Genomic DNA, 24,145 nt, shown 5'->3' with positions numbered 1-24,145 from the left:
GAAACCTGCATTCCCGTCAGCCGGTTATTCCGGAACAGTCCATGCGCATTGCGGGCCGCGCTCATGGGGCTGATCCCGGAGCCGCCGGGGGAAGCAGCGCTTCCTCGACCAGCGACCATGGCACGATGCCTACGCCCGCCATGTCCGCCATCGTGGCGGGCAGGTCAAACGGACGGCCCGCCAGTTCGGCTTCATGCGCGCGGCGGGCAATCAGCTGGTCCAGCTGCAGCTTGCCCGTCACGTAACTGGTTCCATATCCCGGCTGGCGCAGATAGAGAAGCTGCTCGAAACCCACAAGGGCATTATTGGGGTCCGAATAACCTCGTGGGGTCCATGTCGCATGCATCTTGCCCGCCGTGGCCAGATCGATCCGGTTCGCCTGCACGTAAAGGGAGGCAAGCCCCCGCGCAGCCCGGTTGGCCAGCATGATCCAGACCAGTTCCCGCCCCCGGGGATCATGATCATACAGACCCGCCTGCATCACGATCTCTTCAAACGCGGTGGCATATCCCTCTGACCGTGCGGCGTAGATATTGAACAGCGGCGCGCCACGGCGGATGGGGTCGGAATTAGGGTCGTCCCTGATCCGCGCCAGTTCCGTCCAGTGGATATCATGCGAATAAAGCGGCCACGGGTCCAGCGCCGTTATCTTAAGGAAGAAATTGCGCTGGTCCGGGGGCGTGTAACCCAGGGTCTGCGCCATCATGGCGGCACGATAATAAGGCTGGTCCGGCACGAAACCGGCCTTGATAATGAAATCCGTCAGCTGCTGCATCTTCCTGACCGCGAACTGGCGGTAGGCCGCGGGATTCTCGATCGGTTCAAGCGGGGGAAGCGCGCGGTCATGCAGTTCCTCCAGCCGCAGGGAGGCCTGTGCCCGTTCCAGTTCACGCCGCAGGAGCACGACCTGCTCATCCCATGTATAGGGAACAAGCTGCACGTTTTTCATGTACCAGTCATAATTTTTTATGCCCACCCCCGATGGCCCGGTCTTGTGGGGTGCCTGCAGGGCAATCCAGGTTGCAAAATCACTGGTGGCTGCCAGCGCCTGCTCGGCCGCATGGCGTATTTCGGGGCCTGCCCCCTCCAGTGTCGCGTGTTTTTCACCCTCCAGCGTACGCATCATGAGCGTACCGTCCAGCAATGCCTGCAGGTCCTTTCTCTGCCGCAAGAATTCGCGGTCCCCATAGCGCCACAGATCGGCGGCATTGCTGCGGGCCAGCAGCCCGCGCGCGCGATCAAGCATGACCGGCACGCCTGCCAGCCGTGCCGCAAGACCCCGCGCATCCGCCGGGGAAAGGGGATAGCTGTAACGAAACAGGTCTATTGTTTCGGCCAATGGGCCTTCATGCGCCGGGACATCACTTTCTTCCGCCACAACGGTCGCGTAATAGCCCGGATCCCGTGCCCAGGGCCTGCGCACGCGCAGGTCGAAATCAAGGCCATTCATTTCGGCTTCGATCAGGCGGGCATCAATATCGTCCCCCGTGGTCCAGCCTGCATGGTCCAGCGCGGCCAGTCGCCTGCGCAACTGCTTCAGGCCCTGCCTCTTGTGCTTCAGGGCCGTGGCACCGAAATCAGGTGCACCGTCACGCCGTTCGGGAATGACCAGAGCGCGCCAGTCGCTGAACAGGCTGACAAGACGGGGATCAGCCGCCTGCGCGGCCGGAATCACATCATTACGAAATGGCAACAAAATCAGTGCGGTAGCACACAACATCGCCATTCTATGGCGCTTCATGGTTTTTTGCGGCATTTTCATTCCCGATTTCAGTGGCAGGCCGTGATTTTTCAACCCACCCCGGCAGGCGCAGACACCATGAAAGCTTGCCCGCATCCGATCCGGGGTGTCAATCACGCTTCCTGCCCATCCGGCCCCATCCGCACACCTGCCAGGCATGAGGACCGCTGTTTTTTAAGAAAGTGACCTGCAGGAAGCCGACCTGCCATCAGGGTGCCGGATATGCCGCACAGGTGACAGGCATATTTTGCCAGCCCGCAGTCTGCATGACTTCTGTATCGACCGGATACATCCCCCGATGCGTAAAAAGCAGGCAGGCAGACGACACCTTTCATGATCACCATGCCAGCGGAACAGTCAATCACACGATGGTGAACATACTGGCAAATGACCGCACAATACAGCCATCTGATTTTAGGTATAGGACAGGACAGACCAGAGACGTTACAATCCGTTACGATATGTGCCGTAACAGGAAAATCATGAAAAAAATACTCCTGTGCTCCGCTGTCCTTGCCATGGCCGGATGCGCATCCAACCCTTCGGACATAGGGGCGCAATATGTCAGTCCCGAGCCTTATCTGCAGCAGAGCTGTGCACAGCTGGCCCGGCTGGATCAGGCTGATACACAGGACCTGGCCTCGGCCGAAAAGCACCAGCGCCGGATGCACCAGTCAGATGAATGGGGCGTGGCGCTGATCGGGGTGCCGGTTGGCAGCATCGGGGGGGACAAACACAAGGATATCGGCCGGCTGAAGGGGGAACTGGATGCTCTTCATACTGCCGAACGGGGCAAGAACTGCGTGGGTCGATACAGTCCTGCCGACTACAATGGTATGCCGTCGGCCTATTCCGCCCCCACGGGCGCGGGTGCGGCACCCGCAGCCGCCGTGCCAACGGATGATATCGATCCTGCCACCGGCATTGGCGTAACCGCCCGCTCCACGCCAGCGCAACAGGGTATCGCGCCCGCTGGCGCGACAACCGGCACGACAGGTCACACCGCCACGCCGGACTATGATCCGCCCGCCTACCATATGCCTGCGGCAGGCTATTCTTCACCTTCCTATTCCGAAAATCCCTTCCGCTAGACCATGCCGACAGACGGCTGCACGCCGCGGCCAATGACCATGCGCGGGACCGCCCGCATGCAATGCTGACCGGGCACTCCCGGCAGCACCGGGTCTTGATGCCCGGTAAAGGGATTTCCGGATGAATGATGCATCCGGAAATCCTTTTCGGGTCACGCCATGACGAGCAGGGCCTGCATCACACTTTTTGTGATGATGCCTTGTATATTTCCTCTATCGATGCTGCCAGCGCTTCATTGAACTGCTCATCCGTCATCTGGTAACGCAGTTCTTCAAGCAGTGCGCGTGAGAAGCTGGCAATCATGCCATGGTTGGCTGCCAGACGCCTGCACGCTTCATCGCGCGGATACCCGCCGGAAAGCGCCACCACGCGCTGCACCCGCGGGTGATTGACCAGATCAAGATACAGGTCGGGCTTTTCGGGAATGCTGACCTTGATCATGACCTGATATTCACCGGGCAGCGCATCCAGCCCGCGCCTGAGTTCCTGATGCAGCAGGGCTTCGGCCCCGGCCTTGTCAGGGCTCTTGATCAGCACTTCCGGCTCAAGAATGGGAACAAGGCCTTGACCTGCGATCTGCTGTGCAAGATCGAACTGCTGTTTAACGATGGCAGCAACCCCTGCCTGTTCCGGCAGGCGGATGACGGAACGGGCCTTGGTGCCATAAATGCCCAGCTTGACCGCATGCTCCAGCAGCATGTCCAGTCCGGGGATGGGCTTCATCAGCTGCACGCCACCCGCTTCGGCTTCCAGCCCCTTGTCAACCTTCAGAAAGGGCACGACCCCACGTTCCTTCCACAGATAGGTCGGGGTCGGAACGTTCTCGACCATGCCGTTCATCGTCTGTTCAAACAGGATGGCGGCAATGATCCTTTTGCCAGTAAATGCAGGCGCGGTCATGACCCTGACACGCATCTGATGCATGAGCGCGAACATCTCGGCATCGTTGCTGTAGGCTGAATCGGGAATTCCATAATGCCTGAGCGCGCCGGGGGTCGATCCGCCGCTCTGGTCCAGCGCCGCAATGAATCCGGCGTTTCCGGACATGTTTTCCTTCATCTGGGCAATCGACATAACCCTTTATCCTCCCTCATGGTAATTGATGACCGTGATCAGAATACCCTGGTGTCATATGGTGGCATTCCTCTGATTTTTTAACTTCTCCCGACGGAAAATTTCATCATGCCGTGAATCGGTCCGCTCTCCGGGGCGGCCTGTCATGCCTGATGCGCCCGGGATACGGATGCCCCTGATGCGTCATGCCCGTCATGTTGCCCTATTCCGTCCTGTTTGCAAAATCTCACACGATGCAATCAAGACCTGTCCGGTACCAATACAGACAGGGCTGCTATCAGTCCTGTCGCCTACAGTCCATGATGAAGGCAACCGGATTGTGCCAAATCCGTAAGTATACGCATGGCGTCCCTTTCTGGCTGATGCAGTACGGGAACGGCATGAATGAAAACATTCCAACCTTACCGGACTGGCCTGTTTTCATTCATGGTCATGCCAGTTCATCTGGGATACGGTTTGTGTCGGGCGTAGCGGTAATTCCTGCCCCTGCATGGTCTGCGCAAGGACCGGAAAACGCGGACCGTATGGATCAAACAGTCAATCCATTACCAAAAATATGATCATTAAATAAATGTGAATAATAAACCAAGTAAAATATTTCTTATCACTTGTCCATATACCAAAAACGGTGCCAGACAAAGGTATACAATATTTTTAGTTCATATGACCGACACCGACATTGCTAATCCCTTGCGGCACAATCTGCGGTCAGCTTCCACACCGGCCATGTATGCAGAACATGAAACCCGGATGCATGCCCCGCGCCGGGAGCAAACATTTGTCGATCTGTAAGTTTATGCAGATCTGTTACAGTAACCGTGTCCTGTATGTTATCGACAGGATTACCTAGGGTGGGCCGCAATGTCATTGCCAGGAACGCTGATCCCCATGACAAAGCGGGATTTGCCGAAGGCCCGCATATTCTACAGGCTGGCATGACAACGCAGCCGTACCCAGCCAGTCGCGTATTGATCCGCTCCGCCATACGGTCAGACACGAAGATACGTGATCCCGCGTTCCTGAAATCATTCCGCAGGCGGGGAAGCGCCCAGCCGTGCGGGACTTACCGGCCAGCCTGCCCAAGACCATGCCATGGCAACATCCCGCAATTGGGCCAGGAAACCGGGCGGTACCTGATTTTTCAGCCCAGCGGGCCATGCAGGTTGGGTCGTGTCAGGGCATCGGGGCGCAACAGCGTGGCCAGTTCCTCGCGGGACAGGTAATTTTCCTCGACAATCAGGTCAATCACCTTGCGCTGTTCGGCCAGCGCGCGTTTGGCGATGGCCGAGCATTTGTCATAACCAAGCACGGGTACCAGCGCCGTCACAATACCTATATTGATGTCCGACAGATGCTGGCACTGCTTCGCATCCGCCGTGATGCCCGCAATGCAGCGGGTGGACAGGGTCCCGACCGCGGCCCGCAATGTCCTGATGGACGAAAACAGGCAGTAGGCAATCATCGGTTCAAACGGGTTCAGCTGCAGCTGCCCACCATCGGCGCACATGGAAATGGTCATGTCATGCCCCGCCACAAGATAGGCCACCTGGTTGACCACTTCGGGTATGACCGGATTGACCTTGCCCGGCATGATGGAAGAACCGGCCTGGACGGCCGGGAGCGTGATTTCGCCCAGCCCCGCGCGCGGTCCGCTGGAGAGCAGGCGCAGGTCGCTCGACATCTTGGAAAGCTTGAGCGCCAGCCGCTTCAGCACGCCTGAAAAGAGGACAAAAACACCAACATCCGACGTCGCTTCGATCAGATCCGGCGCGCAGGCCACGGGCAGCCCGGTCAGTTCCTGCAGATGCGCCACCGCGACCGGTGCATAACGCGGGTCGGTATTCAGCCCCGTCCCGATTGCGGTTCCCCCCAGGTTGATCTGGCCAAAGGCATGCACCTGCTCCTTCAGGCTCCTGATCTCGGTCCTGATCATGGTCTGGAATGCGTGGAATTCCTGGCCCAGCGTCATGGGAACGGCATCGCGCAACTGCGTGCGCCCCACCTTGAGAATGGAAGCGAATTCATCCGCTTTTTCACCCAGGGCGTCCGCCAGCTTCTCGAGCGCCTCCACCAGAGGACCGGTGGCAAGCCATATTCCGACCCTGAGCGCGGTCGGATAGACATCATTGGTCGACTGCGCCATGTTGACATGGTCATTGGGGTGAATGACGGCATAGGTGCCGGCGGGCTCTCCCAATACTTCCAGCGCGACATTGGCAATGACTTCATTGGCATTCATGTTGGTGGACGTACCCGCCCCACCCTGCATGGCATCAACGACAAAATGCGCGCGATAGGCAGGATTGCCCAGTATGCGACCGCAGGCGGCATCAATCGCTTGCGCGCGTTGTGCATCCAGGTATCCCAGATCCCTGTTGGCCCGCGCCGCCGCGCGCTTGACCATGACCAGTGCGTCAACCAGTTCCGCGAATGCGCCGATCGGGGTGCCGCTTATGGGAAAATTCTCACACGCGCGCTGGGTGTGAACGCCCCACAATGCCCCGGCGGGCAGGGTGACCTCACCCAGCATGTCACGCTCCGTGCGACCGGGCTGGGCCGGCTTTCCCGTCCCGTGCCGTGGGGGGGCATGCGGATTATCGGGCTGTGGTATCGTGGCGGGGGAAACGCGGGCGGACATATCGGTCATGTTGGCTACCAGGCTTCGGGATCATGCAGATGGATCATCGCTCCGATCCATCGTATCGGTGCGGCAGCGTTTTGTCTCCATGGGATTGCTGCATGACGTCACGCAATTTCCGGCGGTCTCCGGTCGCGGCCGAAACGGTTTGTGTCACACCATAATACGCGTTCAGGACCGCGGAGACCGCCCGTTCGCGGCTTTGCAGATCAACCGGACGAAGCAGGCGCCACGGCCTGCACCATCTTGACCGGCAAGACCCCGGAACACATGGCGGGAAGGGTGTGGATATCGCCCGACCATGACAGCAGAGGCCCGCAACACCACAGCGGCATGATGACAGCGCGGGTTCCGCGCAACATCCTGCCTGCCTGATCAATTCTTCCATGCATGACTGCATTGCAGTCCGTTCATTCATGCGTGTCATAAGCCCTGCTGCAGACAAGCAGATTATGGAATAAAAATTGAATATAAATCCAGAAAATATGAATATTTATTATAGATTATTCTATTTTTATTTTTAATTCATGCCATGCTGGATAAGCGGAAAAAATGACCTGATCTATTTCCATTATGAACGCTCCCGTCTTATTGATAGTGGCTGTCATTTCATCCTGCCGGCTCTCTTGTCACCATCGGCCATCCGCCTATGCTGGATGTCATGATGTGTTACGCACGTATCATCCAAAGGGAGTTTCAGTCTGTTGGCCACACCTCAACCCGTTGATACGCAACCGACCCAGGCCGCCATTTTCCTGATCATGACACTGGATCCGGACAACGCGGCTGCCGGAACCGTGCGGGATCTGCTGGGAGATCTCTCATCCCTTCAGCGTGCTGTCGGTTTCCGGGTGCCCGATGGTCGGCTGAGCTGCGTGACCGGCATAGGCTCGGATGCGTGGAACCGCCTGTTCGCCGCCCCCCGCCCGCGCGAACTCCATCCGTTTGTGGAAATCAATGGCGTCCATCATGCCCCCTCCACCCCGGGGGACCTGCTTTTCCATATCCGCGCGACACAGATGGATCTGTGCTTTGAACTGGCCACCAACATCGTCTCGCGGCTGGAGGGGGTCGCCCATGTTGTGGATGAGGTGCACGGGTTCAAGTATTTTGATGCACGTGACCTGCTGGGCTTCGTGGACGGTACTGAAAACCCGACCGGACAGGCCGCGCGCGACGCCACCCTTATCGGCGCGGAAGATGCACCCTTTGCGGGGGGCAGTTATGTCATAGTACAGAAATATCTGCATGACCTGAAGAAATGGGACACCATCCCCACCGAAGTGCAGGAACACATCATCGGCCGCCGGAAAGTATCCGACATCGAACTGGCCGAAGCCGCCAAGCCAAGCTATGCCCATAATGTACTGACCAATATTGAAGAAAACGGCCAGCAGCTTCAGATCGTACGCGACAACATGCCCTTCGGCAGGGTGGGCAGCGGTGAATTCGGCACATATTTCATCGGCTATGCCTGCTCGCCCACACGAATAGAGCAGATGCTGCAGAACATGTTTGTCGGCAAGCCGCCCGGTAATTACGACAGGCTGCTCGATGTCAGCACGGCGGTGGCCGGAGCCCTGTTCTTTATTCCCACGGCCGATTTCCTGGATAACGCGCCCGATTTTGAAGCCCTGCCAGCACAGCCCGCCCGGACGGACGCACCACCCCCGCCGGAACACGACGGCACAGACCGGCATGACGGGTCACTGGGGATCGGATCACTCAAGAAGGAATCCTGACATGAACAATCTTCACAGACATCTGGCCCCCGTTTCCGCCGCGGCCTGGGCGGAAATTGAAAATGAGGCCACGCGCACCATCCGCCGCCATCTGGCGGGTCGGCGCGTGGTTGATACTTCGGAGCCAAAGGGCACGGCCTTCGCCGGGGTCGGTTCCGGTCGTGCCACCCCCATCGATGCCCCCCAGGATGGCATTCGTGCGGTCCGCCGTGAGGTGCTGCCGCTGGTTGAACTGCGCGTTCCCTTCACCCTGTCGCGTGAGGAAATCGATGCCGTTGAACGGGGATCCCTTGATTCCGACTGGCAACCGGTCAAGGACGCTGCAAAAAAGATCGCCTTTGCAGAAGACCGGACCATCTTCAACGGTTATGCTGCGGCAGGCATGCGCGGGCTTTTACAGGGAACGTCCAACACGCATTTCAAGCTGCCCGCCACGGCCAGGGATTACCCCCATGTCATGGCCGATGCCCTCAATGCGCTGCGCCTGGCGGGTGTAAACGGCCCCTATTCCATCGTGCTGGGGGCACAGGCCTATCTGGCCCTGAGCGGAGGGGACGATGATGGCTATCCGGTCCGCAAGCATATCGAAAGCATGATTGACGGAAACATCATATGGGCGCCCGCAATCGAGGGCGCATTTGTCGTATCCATGCGCGGCGGTGATCTTGCCCTTGATATCGGGCAGGATTTCTCGATCGGCTATCTGGGGCATACAGCCGATACGGTAGAACTTTACCTGCAGGAAAGCTTCGTGTTCCGCGTCCTGACTGGTGAGGCCGTGGTCGCCATTGGCTGACCGCCCCGGTTACGCATTACCTTCGGGCGGGATGACCAGCCTTTCATCCCGCCCGGGGACTGTACTGGATCGGGTGCCGTCTTGCCGCGCGCCGCGCCTCCAGCGCCAGACGTTCGTAATGGATGCGCTGGTGCAGCCAGCCCAGCATGCCTGACAGGGTCACCACGACAATACCGACAAAGGTCCAGCCATCCAACGGCTGGTGAAAAAGGAAATAGCTGAAGGCCACGGCCCAGATCATCTGGCTGTATTGCGGCAGGGCAACCCGGTTGGCCGGGGCGCGGGCGGTTGCCATCATCATGAGCAGCTGCCCCAGCGCCGCCAGGAAACCGTATCCGAACAGGAACACCCATGTCCTGACACCATGCGGCCAGTGGGCATGCGCGAGCATGAGCACACCATCCCCGACCAGTGGACCGAACAGGCTGGAGCCGAACAGGGAAAGCCGGGGCGTATCATCACCGGCAAGCCGGTAGGCAATCACCCCCACCGCACTTGCGATTGCCGCAACAAGGGCACACAGATGCCCGAACTGCAGCGCCCGCATGCCCGGCCGCAGGACAATCAGTACCCCCATGAAACCGAGGATGACGGACAGCCAAGACCAGGCCGACACTTTCTCTCTCAGCAGGGTTACGGAAAGTATGGTGACGAACAGCGGCATGAGGAACATGAGCGAAAGCGCTTCAGGCATGGGCAGGAGCATGAAGGCTTCGACGCTGGCGGCCGTGGCCGCAAAGGTGGCCATGGCCCGCACCCCCCACATCAGCGGACGTTGGGGGGAAAAGATATCCATATAGGATTCATCTGGCCTGCGGATGAACGGAATGATCAGAAAACCGAAGGCACCACCGGAAAATGCGACCTCGAACGGGTCGAGCTGCCCGGCAAGAAGCTTTGAACAGGCATCACTGATCGAAAATGATGAAAATGCCGCAAATGCGAGCATCATGCCTGATGTAAGAAAGGTCCATTTCATCTGCAGCATCCTAACCCGCGGCCACAATGGGCATTATAAATATGGACGCTGAAAAACCAGTGCGGGTAGGGAGAGCCTGCTATGCGCCATGCCGCTCCGGTGTCGCAGCGGCCCCATACGGGCCGGGAAACCGGGCCCGACAGTCCTGACCAGAGATTGTGCCCCTTCCCGCCCCGATCAGGCCTGCGGCAGGACGGATCAGTCAATACGACAGGTTGCGCCATAACCGGAATATGCGACGAATCCGGACAGCGGCACATCCTGCACGATCGTGATGCTGACGCAGGGAATCATCCTGCCACTGTATCTTGCACTGTCGGCCCATGCCATGGGCGCAGGCAGTCACCGTCCGTCAACGCCCCGGCGGCCATGGCAGTCGGAAACGGGCATGAACACTGCGCATGGAAGACCCTCTGCGCATCTTGCACATTCTACCACAGATAGACGAATTTCACATAATAGGCATTGCTTTCGGGCACATTGCGCCCGTCGACGGAATGCGAATACCGCGTGGTGAAGGACAAATGCTGCGAGATGTTGAACATGGCGCCCGCCCCCAGGGTGATCTCACGACTGTTTGAGTCATCCAGATACTGGCCTGCGGTGCGGTCATACGTACCTTTCACGTTCTGCCAGTCCAGAGCGAAAAAGGGCTCGAACAGACGGGTTGCCTTCCAGCTGAAGCGCAGGTTGGTATAGAATACCACGCCCGGTGAATAGGCATGGCCACCCTTTACATGCCTGGCGGCCCCCGCCACGGTGCCGGCATCACCATCAAAGCTGAAATACTTCCATTCATAATCAAAGATGAAGCTGGAGATGTTCGACCAGTAATTAGGTGATGTTGCCTCGCGTGTGCCCACCGCTGTCTGCATGAAGGTCTGGATACCGAACGTACTGTGTCTGTTGGGTTTGAACCATGCGGCAGGTCCGACAATGGTCGGGCCAAGACCACCGTAATTCGTGCCGTCCGCCAGGCTGTAGCTTTCTGTCTGGATCAGTTCAAAGGCAAAGCCTACATGGGGAATGGCATCAAAACTGCGAAAATGGACATATTTCGTCATGCCGGACCAGGTATGGCTGCCCCCGGTTGGCCTGCGCTGCCCCAGGCTGTTATAGGAATGTCCGGCGGCATTACCATCCCCGTACTGCACAAGCACATTGAACGGCTTGAAATCAACCGGCAGGTCATATTCATGCGGCCCGATGATTCCCAGGGTCACATCCGCCGCATGGACTTCTGGAACGAAGGAAATTACTGTGGATGGAATGGTGAGATACAGCATGGCATGCAGCCATGCCGATCTTTCTGTCAGACGCATGGGACAAACTTCCGTCTAACTGTCTGAATCAAAAAGCGACCTGATTGATTTTCCGCAGCACTCTGCGGATATGAGCGATCATAAGCCAAGCTTCAGATGAGGAGATTGTGGCTTCGACGTCCCTGGTGAGGCGGCGGCAACGTCCCAGCCAGGCGAAGCTGCGCTCGACGATCCAGCGCTTTGGCAGGACGACGAAGCCCTTGACCTGATCGGAGCGCTTGATGATCTCGATCGTCCACTGTCCGATTTGCGCCAACCCGTTTCGTAGCTTCTCACCGGCATAGCCGCCGTCGGCGATCAGGTGCCGCAACCAGGGGAACAGCGAACGGATCCGGGCTGCAACCATCAATGCCCCGTCACGATCCTGGATGTCGGCGGGATGTACGACGGCAGTCATGATATGACCCAGCGTGTCGGTGGCGATATGCCGCTTGCGTCCCTTGATTTTCTTGCCCGCGTCATAACCGCGAGGGCCGCCATTTTCAGCCGTTTTAACCGATTGGCTGTCGATAATGCCCACCGAAGGCGTGGCATCACGCCCGTCCTGCTCTCGCGACAGGATCACGAGAATATGGTTCATGGCTTCCCATCGTCCCTCGCGGATCCAACGGTAGAAATAGCCCTGCACGGTCGTGAAGGGAGGGAAGTGCCGGGGCAATTGGCGCCATTGGCAGCCGGTCGTAACAATGTACAGGATCGCCTCCATGACACGACGCAAATCGGTGCGCCGTGGCCTGCCCAGTCGCTTTCTCTCGGGCATCAGCGGCGCTATCAACGCCCATTCCCTGTCCCGCAGGTCGCTTGCATACTCCAGGTCGTCCCGGCGATACTGCGCACGGGTGATTTCAGTCCAGGCCATTTTGATCTCATCAGGTTGTCACAAACCCATGAATCATAACCTACTGAAATCACTCAACTCATTTTCGGTCAGACACTAAGAAGGCCGCAGGTTCGTGCCCGTTGCCACTTCCCCGCACGTTATTGTTATTTATTGGACCGCACCCCTGCCACCGCGCACAGCAACAGTAATGCGAGTGCGGCCTCGGGCGCCCCGGACCATCATGGCAGCCTGCCGCAACCTGAACCCGTAACCTGTCTCCACCGCCAACGGCACAGGCATGCCCCCACATCGCCCGCAGACAGGGTCCGGATAACCCTGTCTGCCGCACGGCCACAAGGCATGGACATCATCATTCGCCATGACGGTCGTGAAGACAATGTCATCGCGGGTCACAATCGTGCCACCGGCATACAGCCCATGGACAACGGCCTGCCCCGTGCATGGCCCCGCCTGTTCCCCATTCCACCTGCCCCCCGGCACGCGGCGAGAGCCTGCGTGTGATGGTCACCAGAAATCCAATCCCAATGTTACCCGGTACGGCACGGAGAAATGCCGGAAAAATACGCTTGTATTATCATTATGAATGATAATATCGGAAAGGTTTTTTCAGCATACGGAGCGCCTTGCCTCTTTTTGAAGACCTGCATCATCGGTGGAAAGGCCCCCTTCCCGGTTCCCCCATTCATGTCCCGTTCACCACGCAATGCCAAAAACGCGTAATGAACGGCCCCGATGCCTTCGCACGGTCTGTTCAATCCTGCCCGGACTGTCCGGATGAACCAACGATCGGAATTTCTGCCCCCTGCACCCTGACCCTGTCATGGGGCATGCATGGTGCCAAGACGGCTGTCGGTTCAGATCACCGGCATGAAAAAGCCGCCTGCCCGACCCGGACAGGTCATTGTGCAGGCGCAGCCGCATATCGGCACTGGCGCTGGTCGGGTTCTATCCCTGTTCCATGAAGCCCGCGGTGCGAATATAGGGCCTGAGTTCACTCACAAATGCTCGCACGCTGGCCCGTGTATGCTGGCGGCCGGGCACCACCGCGTACAGATCGATTTTTTCGCCCTGCAGGTCAGGAAATATCCGCACGAGCTTCCCTTCTTCAAGATCCTGGTACACATCACAGAGCAGTTTATAGGCGATACCCTGACCCGAAAGCGCCCAGTCATGAATGATTTCGGCATTGGTGGCAGAAAGACGGGGCTCGACCGTCACCACTTCCGTCTCCGTCTCGTTGCCGATGGCCCATCTGTTCAGCAGCGCCATGGTCTTGTTCCGCCGCAGGCATAGACAGTCGTGCCGGACCAGATCACGCGGATGCGCCGGCACGGAACGCCGCGCGATATAGGCGGGAGAAGCACACAGCACCCGCATGGTCGAAGCCAGACGGGTGACCACGGCACCGGGCGTATCGGGCAGCCCCAGCCTGAGTACGACATCAAGTGAATCACTGAAATCGTACACCCCTTCGGAAGCCAGGGCCAGGTTGATGTTCAGTTGTGGATGGCGTGCGCTGAAGGCTTCAATAAAGGGCGCGATCTGCCTGCGCCCCAATTCCACAGGCGCACCGATACCAAGGGTTCCCCTTGGCGCGCGGGTCGATGAGGAGATTTCCTCCTCCAGATGGTCGATATCGGCCACGATGGACAGGCCGCGCTCATAATACAGCCGCCCCGTTTCACTCAGCCCAAAATGCCGCGTATTGCGGATGACGAGCGTACTGCCCAGCCTTGCCTCGATACGGGCAAGCCGCCGCGACACGGCGGCAGGCGATGTGCCAAGACTTCGCGCACCCGCCGTCAGGCTGCCTGCATCCACCAGGGCGCTGAAAAAACGCAGGTCTCCAATCTCGTCATGTGACAAACGCGGTATCTCCCCCTGCCTGCATATCCTATTTTTGCGTTTATCGTAATATTATTTTTCCTTACAGGTTACTACCGAACTATCCAGGTAAACGGCATGTTACCATCAACAGGCACCGCAAACGCATATGCAGCGGTGCCACGTAGCAGCATATGGAGACATACGAATGCCAGTTCAGGGGGCCATGCCGCAGGAAAAAGCCGGACATGAAGGCGAGGAACTGCGGCAGAAACTCATCGGGACATGGGAACTCGTGTCCTACAAGGTGGAAGAAAAAGAATCCGGCTCCTTCATCCCGGCAATGGGGCCAAGCCCCCGGGGCCGCGTGGTGTTCACGCCCGATGGCTGGGTCGCCTTCAATCTTGAAGGCAGCCACCGCCACCCGGCCCATAATGATGAGGATCGCGCCCGGCTGATGAAGACGCTGGTGGCATATATCGGCCGCTACCGTGTCGAGGGCAATCAGTGGATCACGAATGTCCAGACCGCATGGGCGCCTGAATGGGTCGGAACGGAACAGCGCCGGACGGTTGTTGTCAGTGACGGGCACGCCAATGTCATGACCCCATGGCGTAACATGCCCAACTGGGCGCAGGGACGCCTGTCGCGCAGCATCATCCGTTTCCGGCGCGCGCCAGAAGCCTGACGCAAAAAGGCAGGGTCCTTACACCACCCCTTTTCCGCCAGTCCCCACACCATTGCCGTGCCTGTCCGGCAACGGCCAGAAGACGCGGCATTCCCGAAGGACAGGCACAGCACGACGGGACGATGGCGCACGAATTTCGTGGCAGGAGGTGGAACCGCAACTTCCAGCTTCATGCCCTGCCATCGACCGGCCTTGCGTCAATACTCCATCAGGCACGGATGCACAAAGCGTGCGCCGTGCCGTTACACGGGCAGTCACCCCGGGCCGTAGCCTACCTGCGTGGATAGTCGCGCCAGATGCGGGATATCATGTCACGCAATGCGCGTTGCATGAAGCCATGATGATGAACGTGCCACCTGTAATGATCAGGCCGCCCGCGACCATACGCTGGTACAAGGCCGTGGCCCGTACCGTATTGAATGAGCCACCAGTAAAATCAGCCTGCGCATCCATTTTCATGACTGGATCGGTCAGGTTCCTGCTGACCATGCCACGCGACGTACCGCCAGCAGGACCATTTCAGGCCGGCAGCCCCACGCTCACACGCTGGCAACATGTACACAATATTCTTCCGGCATGATTTTCGAACCAGCATATGCCTGTTTATCAATCTGAATATTTATAATCATTTGTTTATTAAATATTATTATTTTCTGAATGATGGCATTCCAGACCATAGCCCGCGCCAGGTTGGGCTGTCCATGCTCCACCCTGTCCCTGCACGGGCCAGAACGGATGCATGCCAGAACGGGCATGCCACGGACGTCAATGTACATGCTGATACGCACGGAACGTGCACAATGATCCGAACCGTGCGGATGCAGGCGCACAAGCGGTATGAATCCAAATAAAAATTTTCTTCCTTTAAGTATTTATAAAAAATCAATGACATAATCCGCATCACTCTCTTTTTGAATTTCTCTAGCAGCCTGTCGGGTTGGGGTACCCTGTGAAGGGGTAAGGCTGTAGAGTGTCGCGATGAGCCGCTTCATCCCGTTTGACCGATCCCAGCCGTATCTTCTGCCGCCTGATCTGACGTCGTGGCTTCCGGCTGACGATATGGCGCATTTCATTGTCGCAGCTGTTGAGCGGGTTCCGATGAGTGCGTTCTGCGTGCCAGTGCGCACGGGAGGCAAGGCGCAGTATCATCCGCGCCTGATGCTGGCCCTTCTGATCTTCAGCTATGCGAACGGGTTGTTTTCCTCACGCCGGATCGAGCGGGCGACATATCGCGACATCGGGGTACGCTTCGTGGCGGCGAACCTGCATCCGGATCATGATACGATTGCGACCTTCCGCCGGACGAACCGGACAGCCATTGAAGCTGCATTTGCGCAGGTCCTGCTTCTGGCGCGCGAGACGGGTCTGCTGCGTCTGGGTGTCGTATCGATTGACGGCACGAAAATTGATGCCGACGCTTCGAAATACCGTTCCCTGCGCTACGACCGGATCAGGGCACTGCGCGAACAGCTGGCGGTGGATATCGCGAAACTGATGGACCAGGCGGAGCACGCAGATGCCACAGACAGAGATCCGCAGGCCCTGCCAGAAGAGCTTGCCCGACGGGAAACACTGAAAGCGAAGCTGGACGAAGCCTGCGCCCGGCTGGAAGCAGATGCGAAAGCGCAGGCCGAGGCGGCGCGACCGGCATACGAGAAGAAGAAAGCCGCTTATGATGCGAAAACAGGGCGTCGTGGCAGGGCGCCGAAACCGCCGGATGATGAACCGCCACCCGACCGGCAGATCAGTCTGACCGATCCCGACAGCCGCCTCATGCGGCGTTCGGACGCCCACGAGTTCCGGCAGGCTTACAATGCCCAGGCCGTGGTCTGCGCCGAAGGCAGTCAGCTGATCGTGACAACCGACGTTGTCGCCACGTCAGCGGACGCGCCATCCTTTGCCAGCACCGTGCTGTCGATGGAACACACGATCGGTCTCCCAAAGACAGTGCTCGCCGACACCGGTTACGCCAGCGGGCAGGCGGTCCGGGACCTGCGGAAAAAAGGCATCGATCCGCTGGTCGCCATCGGACGGCCCTGCGCCCGCAGGCCTTATGACTTCCGGCCACCTCCTGAAGACAGGGAACCGCGCCGGATCACCGAACCCTGGCGGCTTGCCATGAAGAAAAAACTGGAAACCACAAAAGCCGGAAATATTTACAGACTACGAAAACAGACCGTTGAACCGGTCTTTGGAATTATCAAAAGCATCATGGGCTTCAGAAGATTCAGTCTGCGTGGCCTTGCAAAAGTCACGACTGAATGGACCCTCGTCGCTCTCGCATACAACTGCAAAAGAATGGCACGGCTTCAGGCAGCATAAGCCGGGTCAGCCTCGGCGTTATCAGCCGCAAAATGCCCAACCCGACAGGCTGCTAGGTAACGAAGGCGTCAATCCCCATTTCGTGTGTTGCCGGAACGAAGGAATCAATTTTAAAAACCATTTCATGTTTCGCGCCCTTAAAATAACAGGATGCGCGCCCTGCAATGGATTGCACTTTTTACACATAAATTATTGGCTATTAGTATTTTTTATAGCCTTTATACATTGCAAACCATCCTTGGCGCGTAAATCTGATGCGGATTATACTGCACAGCCACGTCTGCATCTACTGGTCTCCCAGCCCCATGCCGAACCGCATGACGTGCCGACGGTGTCACACGCTTCTGTCTCCACCCGGCTTAATACCATTTTCAGGAGTGAGGGACTGTCGATCCTGCTGAATAATCGCGAGGACGCGCTGCGCGTCCGTGACCTGTCAGCGGGTTATTATGCTTCATCCGAGGCACCGGGCCATCTCCTGCCCCAGATCGGGGCCTTCCGTTCACGCCTGCAACGCAGGGGGATCACATTTTCATTTACTTACAAGGGTGAAGCGATGGCCGATGTTGGCGGTGGCATATCCCGCGGCATGGATTACGTGCATGAACTGACATTGCAGACCCAGTTCGACCTGGGGCGCCTGTTCGGGCTGGACGGCTGGACAGTCCATACCCTGCTTATGGAACGCGTGGGGCGCGAGGTCTCGCATGACCGGGTGGGCGACTACAATATCAGCCTTATGGAAGTGTACAGCCTGTCCGGGCATTCGGTCGCGCATCTGACGGACATGTACGCCCAGAAATCATTCCTGCACAACACGGTGGACCTGGCGTTTGGCCGCATGGCGCTGACCCATGTCTTTGCGACATCGCCCCTGCTGTGCAGCTTCATGATGACATGCTCCGCCCCCGTGGCCATCAAGCTTGATGCGGGGTTCAGCGTCTATCCCAAGGCGACATGGGGCGGGCGGGTACGCCTGCGGCCGACACGCGACACGATCATGCAGGTCGGCGCCTACAGTGTCAGCCCGCTGAATGAGGACATAAGCGGCTGGGCCTGGGCAGGGGAAAAGAGCACCGGGCTCATGATACCGGTGGAATTCGCATGGCAGCCCTTTTTCGGCCCCAGGAAGCTGCCCGGCCATTACGTTCTGGGCTTCGCGCATGACACCACCCGTTACGCCGATAACATTGGTGACATCCCCACCGGCAGCACCGTACGCCGCCATGGGGGAGAGGCCCGCGATACCTTCTATCTGGAAGCCGACCAGATGCTGTACCGCAAGGGTGGCAGCAACCAGATGGCGGGCGGTTATGCACTGGCCGGTTATATCCACAATACCCCGGATGTATCGGTCATATCGGATGAATTCTATGTCGGCTCGTCCCTGCTGGGCATCATTCCCTATCGCCCGCATGACCGGTTTGGCCTGATGTATTCCTACTACCGCATGAGCCCGCGCACCGAACTGGGCCAGCAGCTGCGCATGGATGCGGGTATGGCGCTGGGGGCACATGTCAACGGGCCACAGACCCATGCCTCCGTGCTGGAAGCCTATTACGGGGTGCCGGTCTATCCCGGCATCCTGGTCCAGCCGGAATTCGAATACATGATGCGCCCCGGCGAGACCGCGCACATTCCAAATGCCGAAGTGGTGGGGCTGAAAGTTATCGGCACCCTGTAACCCGCATCCGTTCCCCCACGGAACGGGAGGAGAAATGACATGTTTACCACCCTGAGAGCCCGCTTTGCGCATCAATCCACACACGATGCCGCGCGGGACCCGTTTATCGGCCAGATGCGCCAGATCGTGGGAGATGCCCATGTCCTGACCGACCCCGCACGGACCCTGCCGTTCCGCCGCGGTTTCCGCTTCGGGCTGGGCAACGCACTGGCGGTGGTGCATCCCGGCACGCTTGTGGAACAGTGGCGGGTGGTGCAGGCGTGCATCAGGGCGAACAAGATCGTGCTGATGCAGGCGGCCAATACCGGCATCACGGGCGGTTCGACCCCTGACGGCAATGATTATGACCGCGACATCGTCATCATAAGTGGCATGCGGCTGAAAAAGATCTTTGTCATTGGCGGGGGCAGGCAGGTCATCTGCCTGCCGGGCGCCACACTGGACCAGCTTGAACGCACGCTGGCGCCGCTGGGGCGCGAGCCGCATTCGGTCATTGGCTCATCATGCATCGGGGCTGCAGTTTTTGGCGGGGTCAGCAACAATTCCGGTGGCGCGCTGGTGCAGCGTGGACCGGCATTCACGCAGATGTCGGTCTTCGCGCAGGTGGATGACACAGGCACGCTGCATCTTGTCAATCATCTCGGTGTCGAACTGGGTCAGGATGCCGAGGAGATACTGGGCAACCTCGATCGCGGCGTGATCGCGGAAAACGCCATCAACTGGAACGCCGGCAAAGGACATGACGACAATTACGCAACCCACGTGCGCGATGTCGAGGCGGACACGCCCGCCCGCTACAATGCCGACCCGGCCCGTCTGTTCGAAGGGGCGGGCTGTGCGGGGCGCATGGCGCTGTTTGCCGTCCGGCTGGATACATTCCCTGCTGAAAAGAACCCTGCCGTTTTCTATATCGGCACCAACAGCCCCGATGAACTGGAGGACATCCGCCGCCATATCCTGACCGCGTTTTCCGAACTGCCGATCGCGGGTGAATACATCCACCGTGACGCCTTCGACATTGCGGAAGAATATGGCAAGGACACCTTCCTGATCATCCGCGCCATCGGCACGCGCCGCCTGCCCATGCTGTTTGCGCTCAAGAACCGTTTTGACCGGCTGGCCGAACGCGTGGCCTTCCTGCCCGGCAACATGAGCGACCGGCTGCTGCAGGCCGCAAGCCGGCTGTTCCCCCGCCACCTGCCCAAACGCATGTATGATTTCCGGGACCGGTTCGAACATCACCTGATGCTCAAGGTCAGCGGGCACCTTGCCGGGGAAGCCCGGACATTCCTTGACGGTTTCTGTGCAAAAAATGGCACGCGCTACTTCGCCTGCACGCCCGATGAAGGGGCCAGGGCCTTCCTGCACCGTTTTGCCGCGGCCGGCGCCGCCATCCGTTACCGCACCACGCATCACCGCACGGTGGAGGATATTGTCGCCCTGGACGTGGCCCTGCGCCGCAATGACCGGCAATGGTCGGAAACCCTGCCTTCCGACCTGGACCACAAGCTGGTTGTCAAACTGTATTACGGGCATTTCCTGTGCCACGTCATGCATCAGGACTATATCGTGCGCAAAGGCAATGCCTGCCCACCGATCGAGGCGCAGATGCTGACCCTGCTGGACCGCCGCGGCGCGCGCTACCCGGCGGAACATAATTACGGACACCTGTACGCCGCCCCTGAATCGCTGCAGCAGCACTACCGCGCGCTTGATCCCTGCAACTGCTTCAATCCCGGCATCGGCAAGACCACCAAACGCCGCAACTGGCTGGCTGAAAGCGTGTCCTGACCCCGTTCCCTTTGTGCATATTCTGGAGTACCCGCCATGCGTATCGGCCTGTTCGTACCCTGCTACATTGATGCCTTTCACCCCGAAGTGGGTATCGCCACGCTGGAACTGCTCGAACGCTTCGGGCTGGATGTGGAATACCCGCGTGAGCAGACCTGCTGTGGGCAGCCCATGACCAATACCGGCTGCCACGCGGAATCCGCCGCCACGGAAGACCTGTTTGTCCGCAATTTTACCGGATACGATTATATCGTCGCCCCATCGGGGAGCTGCGTGCACCATGTGCGTTGCGACATGGATGCGGTGGAACAGACCGATGACGTGCGGCAGGTGCGTGCACGGACCTATGAACTGGTTGAATTCCTGCATGACATCCTGAAGGTCGATGCCTTTCCATGGGCCGAATTCCCGCACCGTGTCAGCCTGCACAACAACTGCAATGCCCTGCGTGGGCTGAACCATGCCAGCATGAGCGAACTGCGCGAACCGGCCTTTTCCAAACCGGCCGACCTGCTGGCGAAGGTGCGCGGACTGGAATTCGTGCATATCCGGCGCCCCGATGAATGCTGCGGCTTTGGCGGCACGTTCTCGGTCTTTGAAAAGGGTGTGTCGGAAAAGATGGGGTATGACAAGGTGCGTGACCACAGCAGCGCCGGGGCGGACTATGTCGTCTCGGCCGACAGTTCATGCATGATGCACCAGCAGGGCTGCGCGCAGCGGCTGGACATGCCGCTCAAGTTCATCCACATCGCCCAGATCCTGAACGGGGCACGGGCATGAGCGGCGCACAGGGCAGCGACCTGAACCGCAACCCGCCCCATCCCGGCCGCCTGGACCATGCCGAAGGGGCATCCATCCCGCTGCATTCGCGCGTGCGTGAGGCCCAGCCGCGTGGCGCGGTGATAAACGGCGACCAGCCCATCGATCAGGCCGGGGCCGCCGAACGCTTCATCGCAGCCCCCGAACATGAACGCATGCATGATGCACGCCTGTGGGACCTGCGGCAGAAACGCGACCGGCAGATGCACGGGATCGCGGAATGGGAGGACCTGCGCAGGCTGGCATCCGAAATCAAGGAACATGCCCTGACCCATCTGGACCATTACCTGGAACAGTTCGAGACCAATGCGCGCGCCAATGGCATCCATGTCCACTGGGCGCAGGATGCGGATGAACATAACGCCATCATCCTGTCCCTGCTGCGCGATCATGGCGTCAAACGGCTGATCAAAAGCAAGTCGATGCTGACGGAGGAATGCGGCTTCCGTGATTTCATGGCTGAATCCGGGGTCGAAGTCGTGGAAACCGACCTGGGTGAACGCATCCAGCAGCTTGATGATGAAGCACCCAGCCATGTCGTGGTGCCTGCCGTGCACAAGCTGCGTTCGGACGTGGCGGAGGTGTTCGCCCGCACACTGGGCACGGACCCGGATGATGATGACGTGCATTACCTGACCGAACAGCAGCGCGAAAAGACGCGGCCGCTGATCCTGGATGCGCAGGCCGGTCTGACGGGCGCCAATTTCGTGGTGGCCGAAACCGGGACGTTCGTTGTGTGCACCAATGAAGGCAATGCCGATCTTTCGGCCAACACGCCACCATTGCAGATTGCCTCCATCGGGATCGAGAAGGTCATCCCCCGGCTGGAAGACCTGCCGGTTTTCGTGCGCCTGCTGTCGCGCAGCGCACTGGGTTCACCCATCACCCAGTACACATCCCATTTCCGCGGCCCCCGCCGTGGAGGGGAACTGCATGTCGTGCTGGTGGATAACGGGCGGTCCGAACGGCTGGGCATGGAGCAGTTCTGGACATCGCTCAAATGCATCCGCTGTGGCGCGTGCATGAATACCTGCCCGGTGTTCCGCCGCAGCGGGGGGCTGAGCTATGGCGCAACCTATGCCGGGCCGATCGGGCTGATCATCGACCCGACCTTCAACCGTCACCGCTACAGCAGCCTGCCGTTTTCCTCCACGCTCAATGGCAGTTGCACCAATGTCTGCCCCGTAAGGATCAATATTCACGAACAGATCGCGGGCTGGCGCAGGGTTCTGGCTGAAACGCATGAGCTGCCACTCATGAAAAAGGTGATTATGCGCGAAGCCGGGCACCTGCTGTCCCACCCGGCGCTGTATCGCACGGCCATCGCAACGGCGGACAGCGCCCTGAAACATCTGCCCCGCTTCATGGTGTACAACCGCCTGAATACATGGGGGCATGGCCGTGAGGTGCCTGCCCCGCCACGTGAGACATTCCATCAATGGTATGCCGCAAACCGCGCAACAAAAAAAGGAAAGCCCGCATGAGCAGCCGCGAAGACATACTGGCCCGCGTGCGGGCCCACAAACCCGCTCTTGCCCGCCCCCTGCCACAGGTGCCGTTTTTTGATCCGCCACCGGGCACGGACCTGCCTGCGACCTTCCGCGAATCCTTTGTCCGGATGGGGGGAACGCTACCCGACTGTGGCCAGGACGACCCGCTGGACGTGGTGCGCAGGATCATGTCCACAGCCCCCGTCACTTGCTCGCGCGTGCCCGAAATCAGGGGCAACCGTAGCCTGAGCGATGATACGCCCCCCGCATCACTGGCGGATATCGACATCGGCGTGGTACGGGCTTCCTTTGGCGTGGCGGAAACGGGGTCGGTCTGCCTGACGGAAGAGGACCTGCTGGTCAATACGCTGGGTTACCTGCCACAGCACCTGATCGTGCTGCTGGACCCGGCACGGATTGTCAGCAACCTGCATCGTGCCTATCAACGTCCGGAATGGCGATCGATGCATTATGCGGTCTTGCAGAGCGGCCCATCCGCCACGGCGGATATCGAAGGGGTGCTGGTACATGGCGCACAGGGTGTGCGTTCCCTGCGCCTGTTCTTTGTACCGGGCCATGACGGCTGACCCTCCGGCATGGTGGAAAACAAGGCGGGGCACGCCGGGCGCGTAACCGGCCACCGAACGCGCCTGACAGGATACATGGTGCCGATATCGTGCATCCGGTTCTTGCCGCGTCAGCCCGGTTGCAGATCCGGGCTGGATGCGCTTGTGATCCCATCCGCCGCCAGGGCGGAAAAAACCGTGTCAGGGGCTGCCGCCACGCCCAGGCAGGCATCATGCAGCACAATCGTATTGAAGCCTGCCCGGCGCGCATCACGCGCGGTACAGGCCACGCAGTAGTCAAGTGCGACACCCGTAATGAATACACGGGTCATGCCCCGGCTTTCCAGCAGTCCTGCAAGCCCGGTCCGGGTCGTGCCGTTATTGTCCCCGAACGCGGAATAGCTGTCGACATCCGGGTCCATGCCCTTGCGCATGATGACGCCGATCCGTTTCTGCTCCAGATGTGGTGACAGTGCCGCACCCGGCGTATCCGCCACGCAATGGACCGGCCATGGCCCGGATCGCGTGACAAAGGACACATGATCCTGCGGATGCCAGTCCTGGCTGGCGACAACCAGGCCGAATGGCAGACGGGACAACCGGTTGATCACGGGAAGCAGCATGTCCGCGCCCGGCACCGCAAGCGGCCCCCCGGGCAGGAAATCGGGCTGCATGTCGATGATCAGCAATGCATCGGATGATGTTATCTTGTACATGAATCGCCCTTCATCCATAT

General features: G+C 59.2%; 21 protein-coding genes. 11 read left to right on the top strand and 10 right to left on the bottom strand.

Annotated elements, in window-relative coordinates; genetic code table 11:
* Positions 1 to 61 precede the first annotated feature (61 nt).
* Positions 62 to 1,693 carry a DUF885 family protein gene (locus LDL32_RS00765; protein ID WP_233063801.1) on the bottom strand — a complete coding sequence of 544 codons (1,632 nt, stop codon included), beginning with the start codon at positions 1,691 to 1,693 and terminating at the stop codon, positions 62 to 64.
* A gap of 530 nt (positions 1,694 to 2,223) precedes the next feature.
* Between LDL32_RS00765 and LDL32_RS00760 the strand changes: the two genes are divergently transcribed.
* A complete protein-coding gene (locus LDL32_RS00760; protein WP_233063798.1) occupies positions 2,224 to 2,832 on the top strand; it encodes a hypothetical protein in 609 nt (202 codons plus the stop codon).
* Between the two features lie 178 nt (positions 2,833 to 3,010).
* Here LDL32_RS00760 and LDL32_RS00755 read toward each other — a convergent pair whose 3' ends face one another.
* Together LDL32_RS00755 and LDL32_RS00750 are read right to left on the bottom strand one after the other, a co-directional pair.
* Entirely contained in the window at positions 3,011 to 3,907 is an 897-nt protein-coding gene (locus LDL32_RS00755) for a fructose bisphosphate aldolase (protein ID WP_233063794.1), read from the bottom strand.
* 1,141 nt (positions 3,908 to 5,048) lie between these two features.
* Positions 5,049 to 6,554: an aspartate ammonia-lyase gene (locus LDL32_RS00750; RefSeq protein ID WP_255673753.1), complete on the bottom strand. Its 1,506-nt coding sequence runs from the start codon at positions 6,552 to 6,554 to the stop codon at positions 5,049 to 5,051.
* Positions 6,555 to 7,249: 695 nt separating this feature from the next.
* Between LDL32_RS00750 and LDL32_RS00745 the strand changes: the two genes are divergently transcribed.
* Positions 7,250 to 8,287 (top strand): Dyp-type peroxidase, encoded by a 1,038-nt coding sequence (locus LDL32_RS00745; RefSeq protein WP_233063791.1) that lies wholly within the window; start codon positions 7,250 to 7,252, stop codon positions 8,285 to 8,287.
* 1 nt (position 8,288) lies between these two features.
* Positions 8,289 to 9,083: a family 1 encapsulin nanocompartment shell protein gene (locus LDL32_RS00740; RefSeq protein WP_233063789.1), complete on the top strand. Its 795-nt coding sequence runs from the start codon at positions 8,289 to 8,291 to the stop codon at positions 9,081 to 9,083.
* A 43-nt stretch (positions 9,084 to 9,126) separates the two neighbouring features.
* Here the strand turns inward: LDL32_RS00740 and LDL32_RS00735 are convergent, their stop codons facing one another.
* The 3 genes from LDL32_RS00735 to LDL32_RS00725 form a co-directional block, all read right to left on the bottom strand.
* Entirely contained in the window at positions 9,127 to 10,062 is a 936-nt protein-coding gene (locus LDL32_RS00735; protein ID WP_233063767.1) for a DMT family transporter, read from the bottom strand.
* Between the two features lie 431 nt (positions 10,063 to 10,493).
* The gene (locus LDL32_RS00730; protein ID WP_370636728.1) at positions 10,494 to 11,348 is read right to left on the bottom strand and encodes a transporter; all 855 of its coding nucleotides are present in this window, start codon (positions 11,346 to 11,348) and stop codon (positions 10,494 to 10,496) included.
* Positions 11,349 to 11,412: 64 nt separating this feature from the next.
* The gene (locus tag LDL32_RS00725) at positions 11,413 to 12,243 is read right to left on the bottom strand and encodes an IS5 family transposase (protein ID WP_233043143.1); all 831 of its coding nucleotides are present in this window, start codon (positions 12,241 to 12,243) and stop codon (positions 11,413 to 11,415) included.
* 321 nt (positions 12,244 to 12,564) lie between these two features.
* Between LDL32_RS00725 and LDL32_RS00720 the strand changes: the two genes are divergently transcribed.
* Positions 12,565 to 12,726: a hypothetical protein gene (locus tag LDL32_RS00720; protein ID WP_233063762.1), complete on the top strand. Its 162-nt coding sequence runs from the start codon at positions 12,565 to 12,567 to the stop codon at positions 12,724 to 12,726.
* 444 nt (positions 12,727 to 13,170) lie between these two features.
* On the opposite strand, the gene LDL32_RS00715 is transcribed toward LDL32_RS00720, so the two are convergent.
* Positions 13,171 to 14,091, bottom strand: coding sequence for a LysR family transcriptional regulator (locus LDL32_RS00715; protein WP_233063739.1), 921 nt, complete (start codon positions 14,089 to 14,091; stop codon positions 13,171 to 13,173).
* Between the two features lie 166 nt (positions 14,092 to 14,257).
* Between LDL32_RS00715 and LDL32_RS00710 the strand changes: the two genes are divergently transcribed.
* Entirely contained in the window at positions 14,258 to 14,737 is a 480-nt protein-coding gene (locus tag LDL32_RS00710) for a lipocalin-like domain-containing protein (RefSeq protein WP_233063736.1), read from the top strand.
* 306 nt (positions 14,738 to 15,043) lie between these two features.
* Here the strand turns inward: LDL32_RS00710 and LDL32_RS00705 are convergent, their stop codons facing one another.
* Positions 15,044 to 15,226: a hypothetical protein gene (locus LDL32_RS00705; RefSeq protein WP_233063733.1), complete on the bottom strand. Its 183-nt coding sequence runs from the start codon at positions 15,224 to 15,226 to the stop codon at positions 15,044 to 15,046.
* Positions 15,227 to 15,276: 50 nt separating this feature from the next.
* Entirely contained in the window at positions 15,277 to 15,492 is a 216-nt protein-coding gene (locus LDL32_RS00700) for a hypothetical protein (RefSeq protein ID WP_233063731.1), read from the bottom strand.
* Positions 15,493 to 15,715: 223 nt separating this feature from the next.
* Between LDL32_RS00700 and LDL32_RS00695 the strand changes: the two genes are divergently transcribed.
* The 6 genes from LDL32_RS00695 to LDL32_RS00670 all read left to right on the top strand — a co-directional run bounded on the left by LDL32_RS00695 (position 15,716) and on the right by LDL32_RS00670 (position 23,430).
* Positions 15,716 to 17,059, top strand: a complete 1,344-nt coding sequence (locus tag LDL32_RS00695; RefSeq protein WP_233063728.1) for an IS1182 family transposase — start codon at positions 15,716 to 15,718, stop codon at positions 17,057 to 17,059.
* Positions 17,060 to 17,297: 238 nt separating this feature from the next.
* On the top strand, positions 17,298 to 18,743 hold the full coding sequence (locus LDL32_RS00690; RefSeq protein ID WP_233063725.1) for a carbohydrate porin: 1,446 nt from the start codon (positions 17,298 to 17,300) through the stop codon (positions 18,741 to 18,743).
* Positions 18,744 to 18,782: 39 nt separating this feature from the next.
* The gene (gene dld, locus LDL32_RS00685; RefSeq protein ID WP_255673752.1) at positions 18,783 to 20,534 is read left to right on the top strand and encodes a D-lactate dehydrogenase; all 1,752 of its coding nucleotides are present in this window, start codon (positions 18,783 to 18,785) and stop codon (positions 20,532 to 20,534) included.
* A gap of 36 nt (positions 20,535 to 20,570) precedes the next feature.
* Positions 20,571 to 21,314 (top strand): (Fe-S)-binding protein, encoded by a 744-nt coding sequence (locus LDL32_RS00680; protein WP_233063722.1) that lies wholly within the window; start codon positions 20,571 to 20,573, stop codon positions 21,312 to 21,314.
* A complete protein-coding gene (locus tag LDL32_RS00675; protein ID WP_233063719.1) occupies positions 21,311 to 22,837 on the top strand; it encodes a lactate utilization protein B in 1,527 nt (508 codons plus the stop codon). The genes LDL32_RS00680 and LDL32_RS00675 overlap by 4 nt, the downstream gene beginning before the upstream one ends.
* Entirely contained in the window at positions 22,834 to 23,430 is a 597-nt protein-coding gene (locus LDL32_RS00670; RefSeq protein ID WP_233063716.1) for an LUD domain-containing protein, read from the top strand. The genes LDL32_RS00675 and LDL32_RS00670 overlap by 4 nt, the downstream gene beginning before the upstream one ends.
* Positions 23,431 to 23,540: 110 nt before the next feature.
* Here LDL32_RS00670 and LDL32_RS00665 read toward each other — a convergent pair whose 3' ends face one another.
* Positions 23,541 to 24,125 (bottom strand): nicotinamidase, encoded by a 585-nt coding sequence (locus LDL32_RS00665; protein ID WP_233063695.1) that lies wholly within the window; start codon positions 24,123 to 24,125, stop codon positions 23,541 to 23,543.
* Between the last annotated feature and the right edge of the window lie 20 nt (positions 24,126 to 24,145).

The sequence above is a fragment of the Komagataeibacter sp. FNDCF1 genome (assembly GCF_021295335.1).
GTDB lineage: Bacteria > Pseudomonadota > Alphaproteobacteria > Acetobacterales > Acetobacteraceae > Komagataeibacter.
This window is presented reverse-complemented; position numbering and strand designations above follow the sequence as displayed.

Excerpts from the sequence above, each read along its gene's own strand:
- LDL32_RS00760 (WP_233063798.1), top strand. The coding sequence starts at position 2,224 with ATGAAAAAAATACTCCTGTGCTCCGCTGTCCTTGCCATGGCCGGATGC.
- LDL32_RS00755 (WP_233063794.1), bottom strand. The coding sequence starts at position 3,907 with ATGTCGATTGCCCAGATGAAGGAAAACATGTCCGGAAACGCCGGATTC.
- LDL32_RS00750 (WP_255673753.1), bottom strand. The coding sequence starts at position 6,554 with ATGACCGATATGTCCGCCCGCGTTTCCCCCGCCACGATACCACAGCCC.
- LDL32_RS00740 (WP_233063789.1), top strand. The coding sequence starts at position 8,289 with ATGAACAATCTTCACAGACATCTGGCCCCCGTTTCCGCCGCGGCCTGG.
- LDL32_RS00735 (WP_233063767.1), bottom strand. The coding sequence starts at position 10,062 with ATGAAATGGACCTTTCTTACATCAGGCATGATGCTCGCATTTGCGGCA.
- LDL32_RS00730 (WP_370636728.1), bottom strand. The coding sequence starts at position 11,348 with ATGCTGTATCTCACCATTCCATCCACAGTAATTTCCTTCGTTCCAGAA.
- LDL32_RS00725 (WP_233043143.1), bottom strand. The coding sequence starts at position 12,243 with ATGGCCTGGACTGAAATCACCCGTGCGCAGTATCGCCGGGACGACCTG.
- LDL32_RS00720 (WP_233063762.1), top strand. The coding sequence starts at position 12,565 with ATGGACATCATCATTCGCCATGACGGTCGTGAAGACAATGTCATCGCG.
- LDL32_RS00710 (WP_233063736.1), top strand. The coding sequence starts at position 14,258 with ATGCCAGTTCAGGGGGCCATGCCGCAGGAAAAAGCCGGACATGAAGGC.
- LDL32_RS00705 (WP_233063733.1), bottom strand. The coding sequence starts at position 15,226 with ATGGTCAGCAGGAACCTGACCGATCCAGTCATGAAAATGGATGCGCAG.
- LDL32_RS00700 (WP_233063731.1), bottom strand. The coding sequence starts at position 15,492 with ATGCCCGTTCTGGCATGCATCCGTTCTGGCCCGTGCAGGGACAGGGTG.
- LDL32_RS00695 (WP_233063728.1), top strand. The coding sequence starts at position 15,716 with ATGAGCCGCTTCATCCCGTTTGACCGATCCCAGCCGTATCTTCTGCCG.
- dld (WP_255673752.1), top strand. The coding sequence starts at position 18,783 with ATGTTTACCACCCTGAGAGCCCGCTTTGCGCATCAATCCACACACGAT.
- LDL32_RS00680 (WP_233063722.1), top strand. The coding sequence starts at position 20,571 with ATGCGTATCGGCCTGTTCGTACCCTGCTACATTGATGCCTTTCACCCC.
- LDL32_RS00675 (WP_233063719.1), top strand. The coding sequence starts at position 21,311 with ATGAGCGGCGCACAGGGCAGCGACCTGAACCGCAACCCGCCCCATCCC.
- LDL32_RS00670 (WP_233063716.1), top strand. The coding sequence starts at position 22,834 with ATGAGCAGCCGCGAAGACATACTGGCCCGCGTGCGGGCCCACAAACCC.
- LDL32_RS00665 (WP_233063695.1), bottom strand. The coding sequence starts at position 24,125 with ATGTACAAGATAACATCATCCGATGCATTGCTGATCATCGACATGCAG.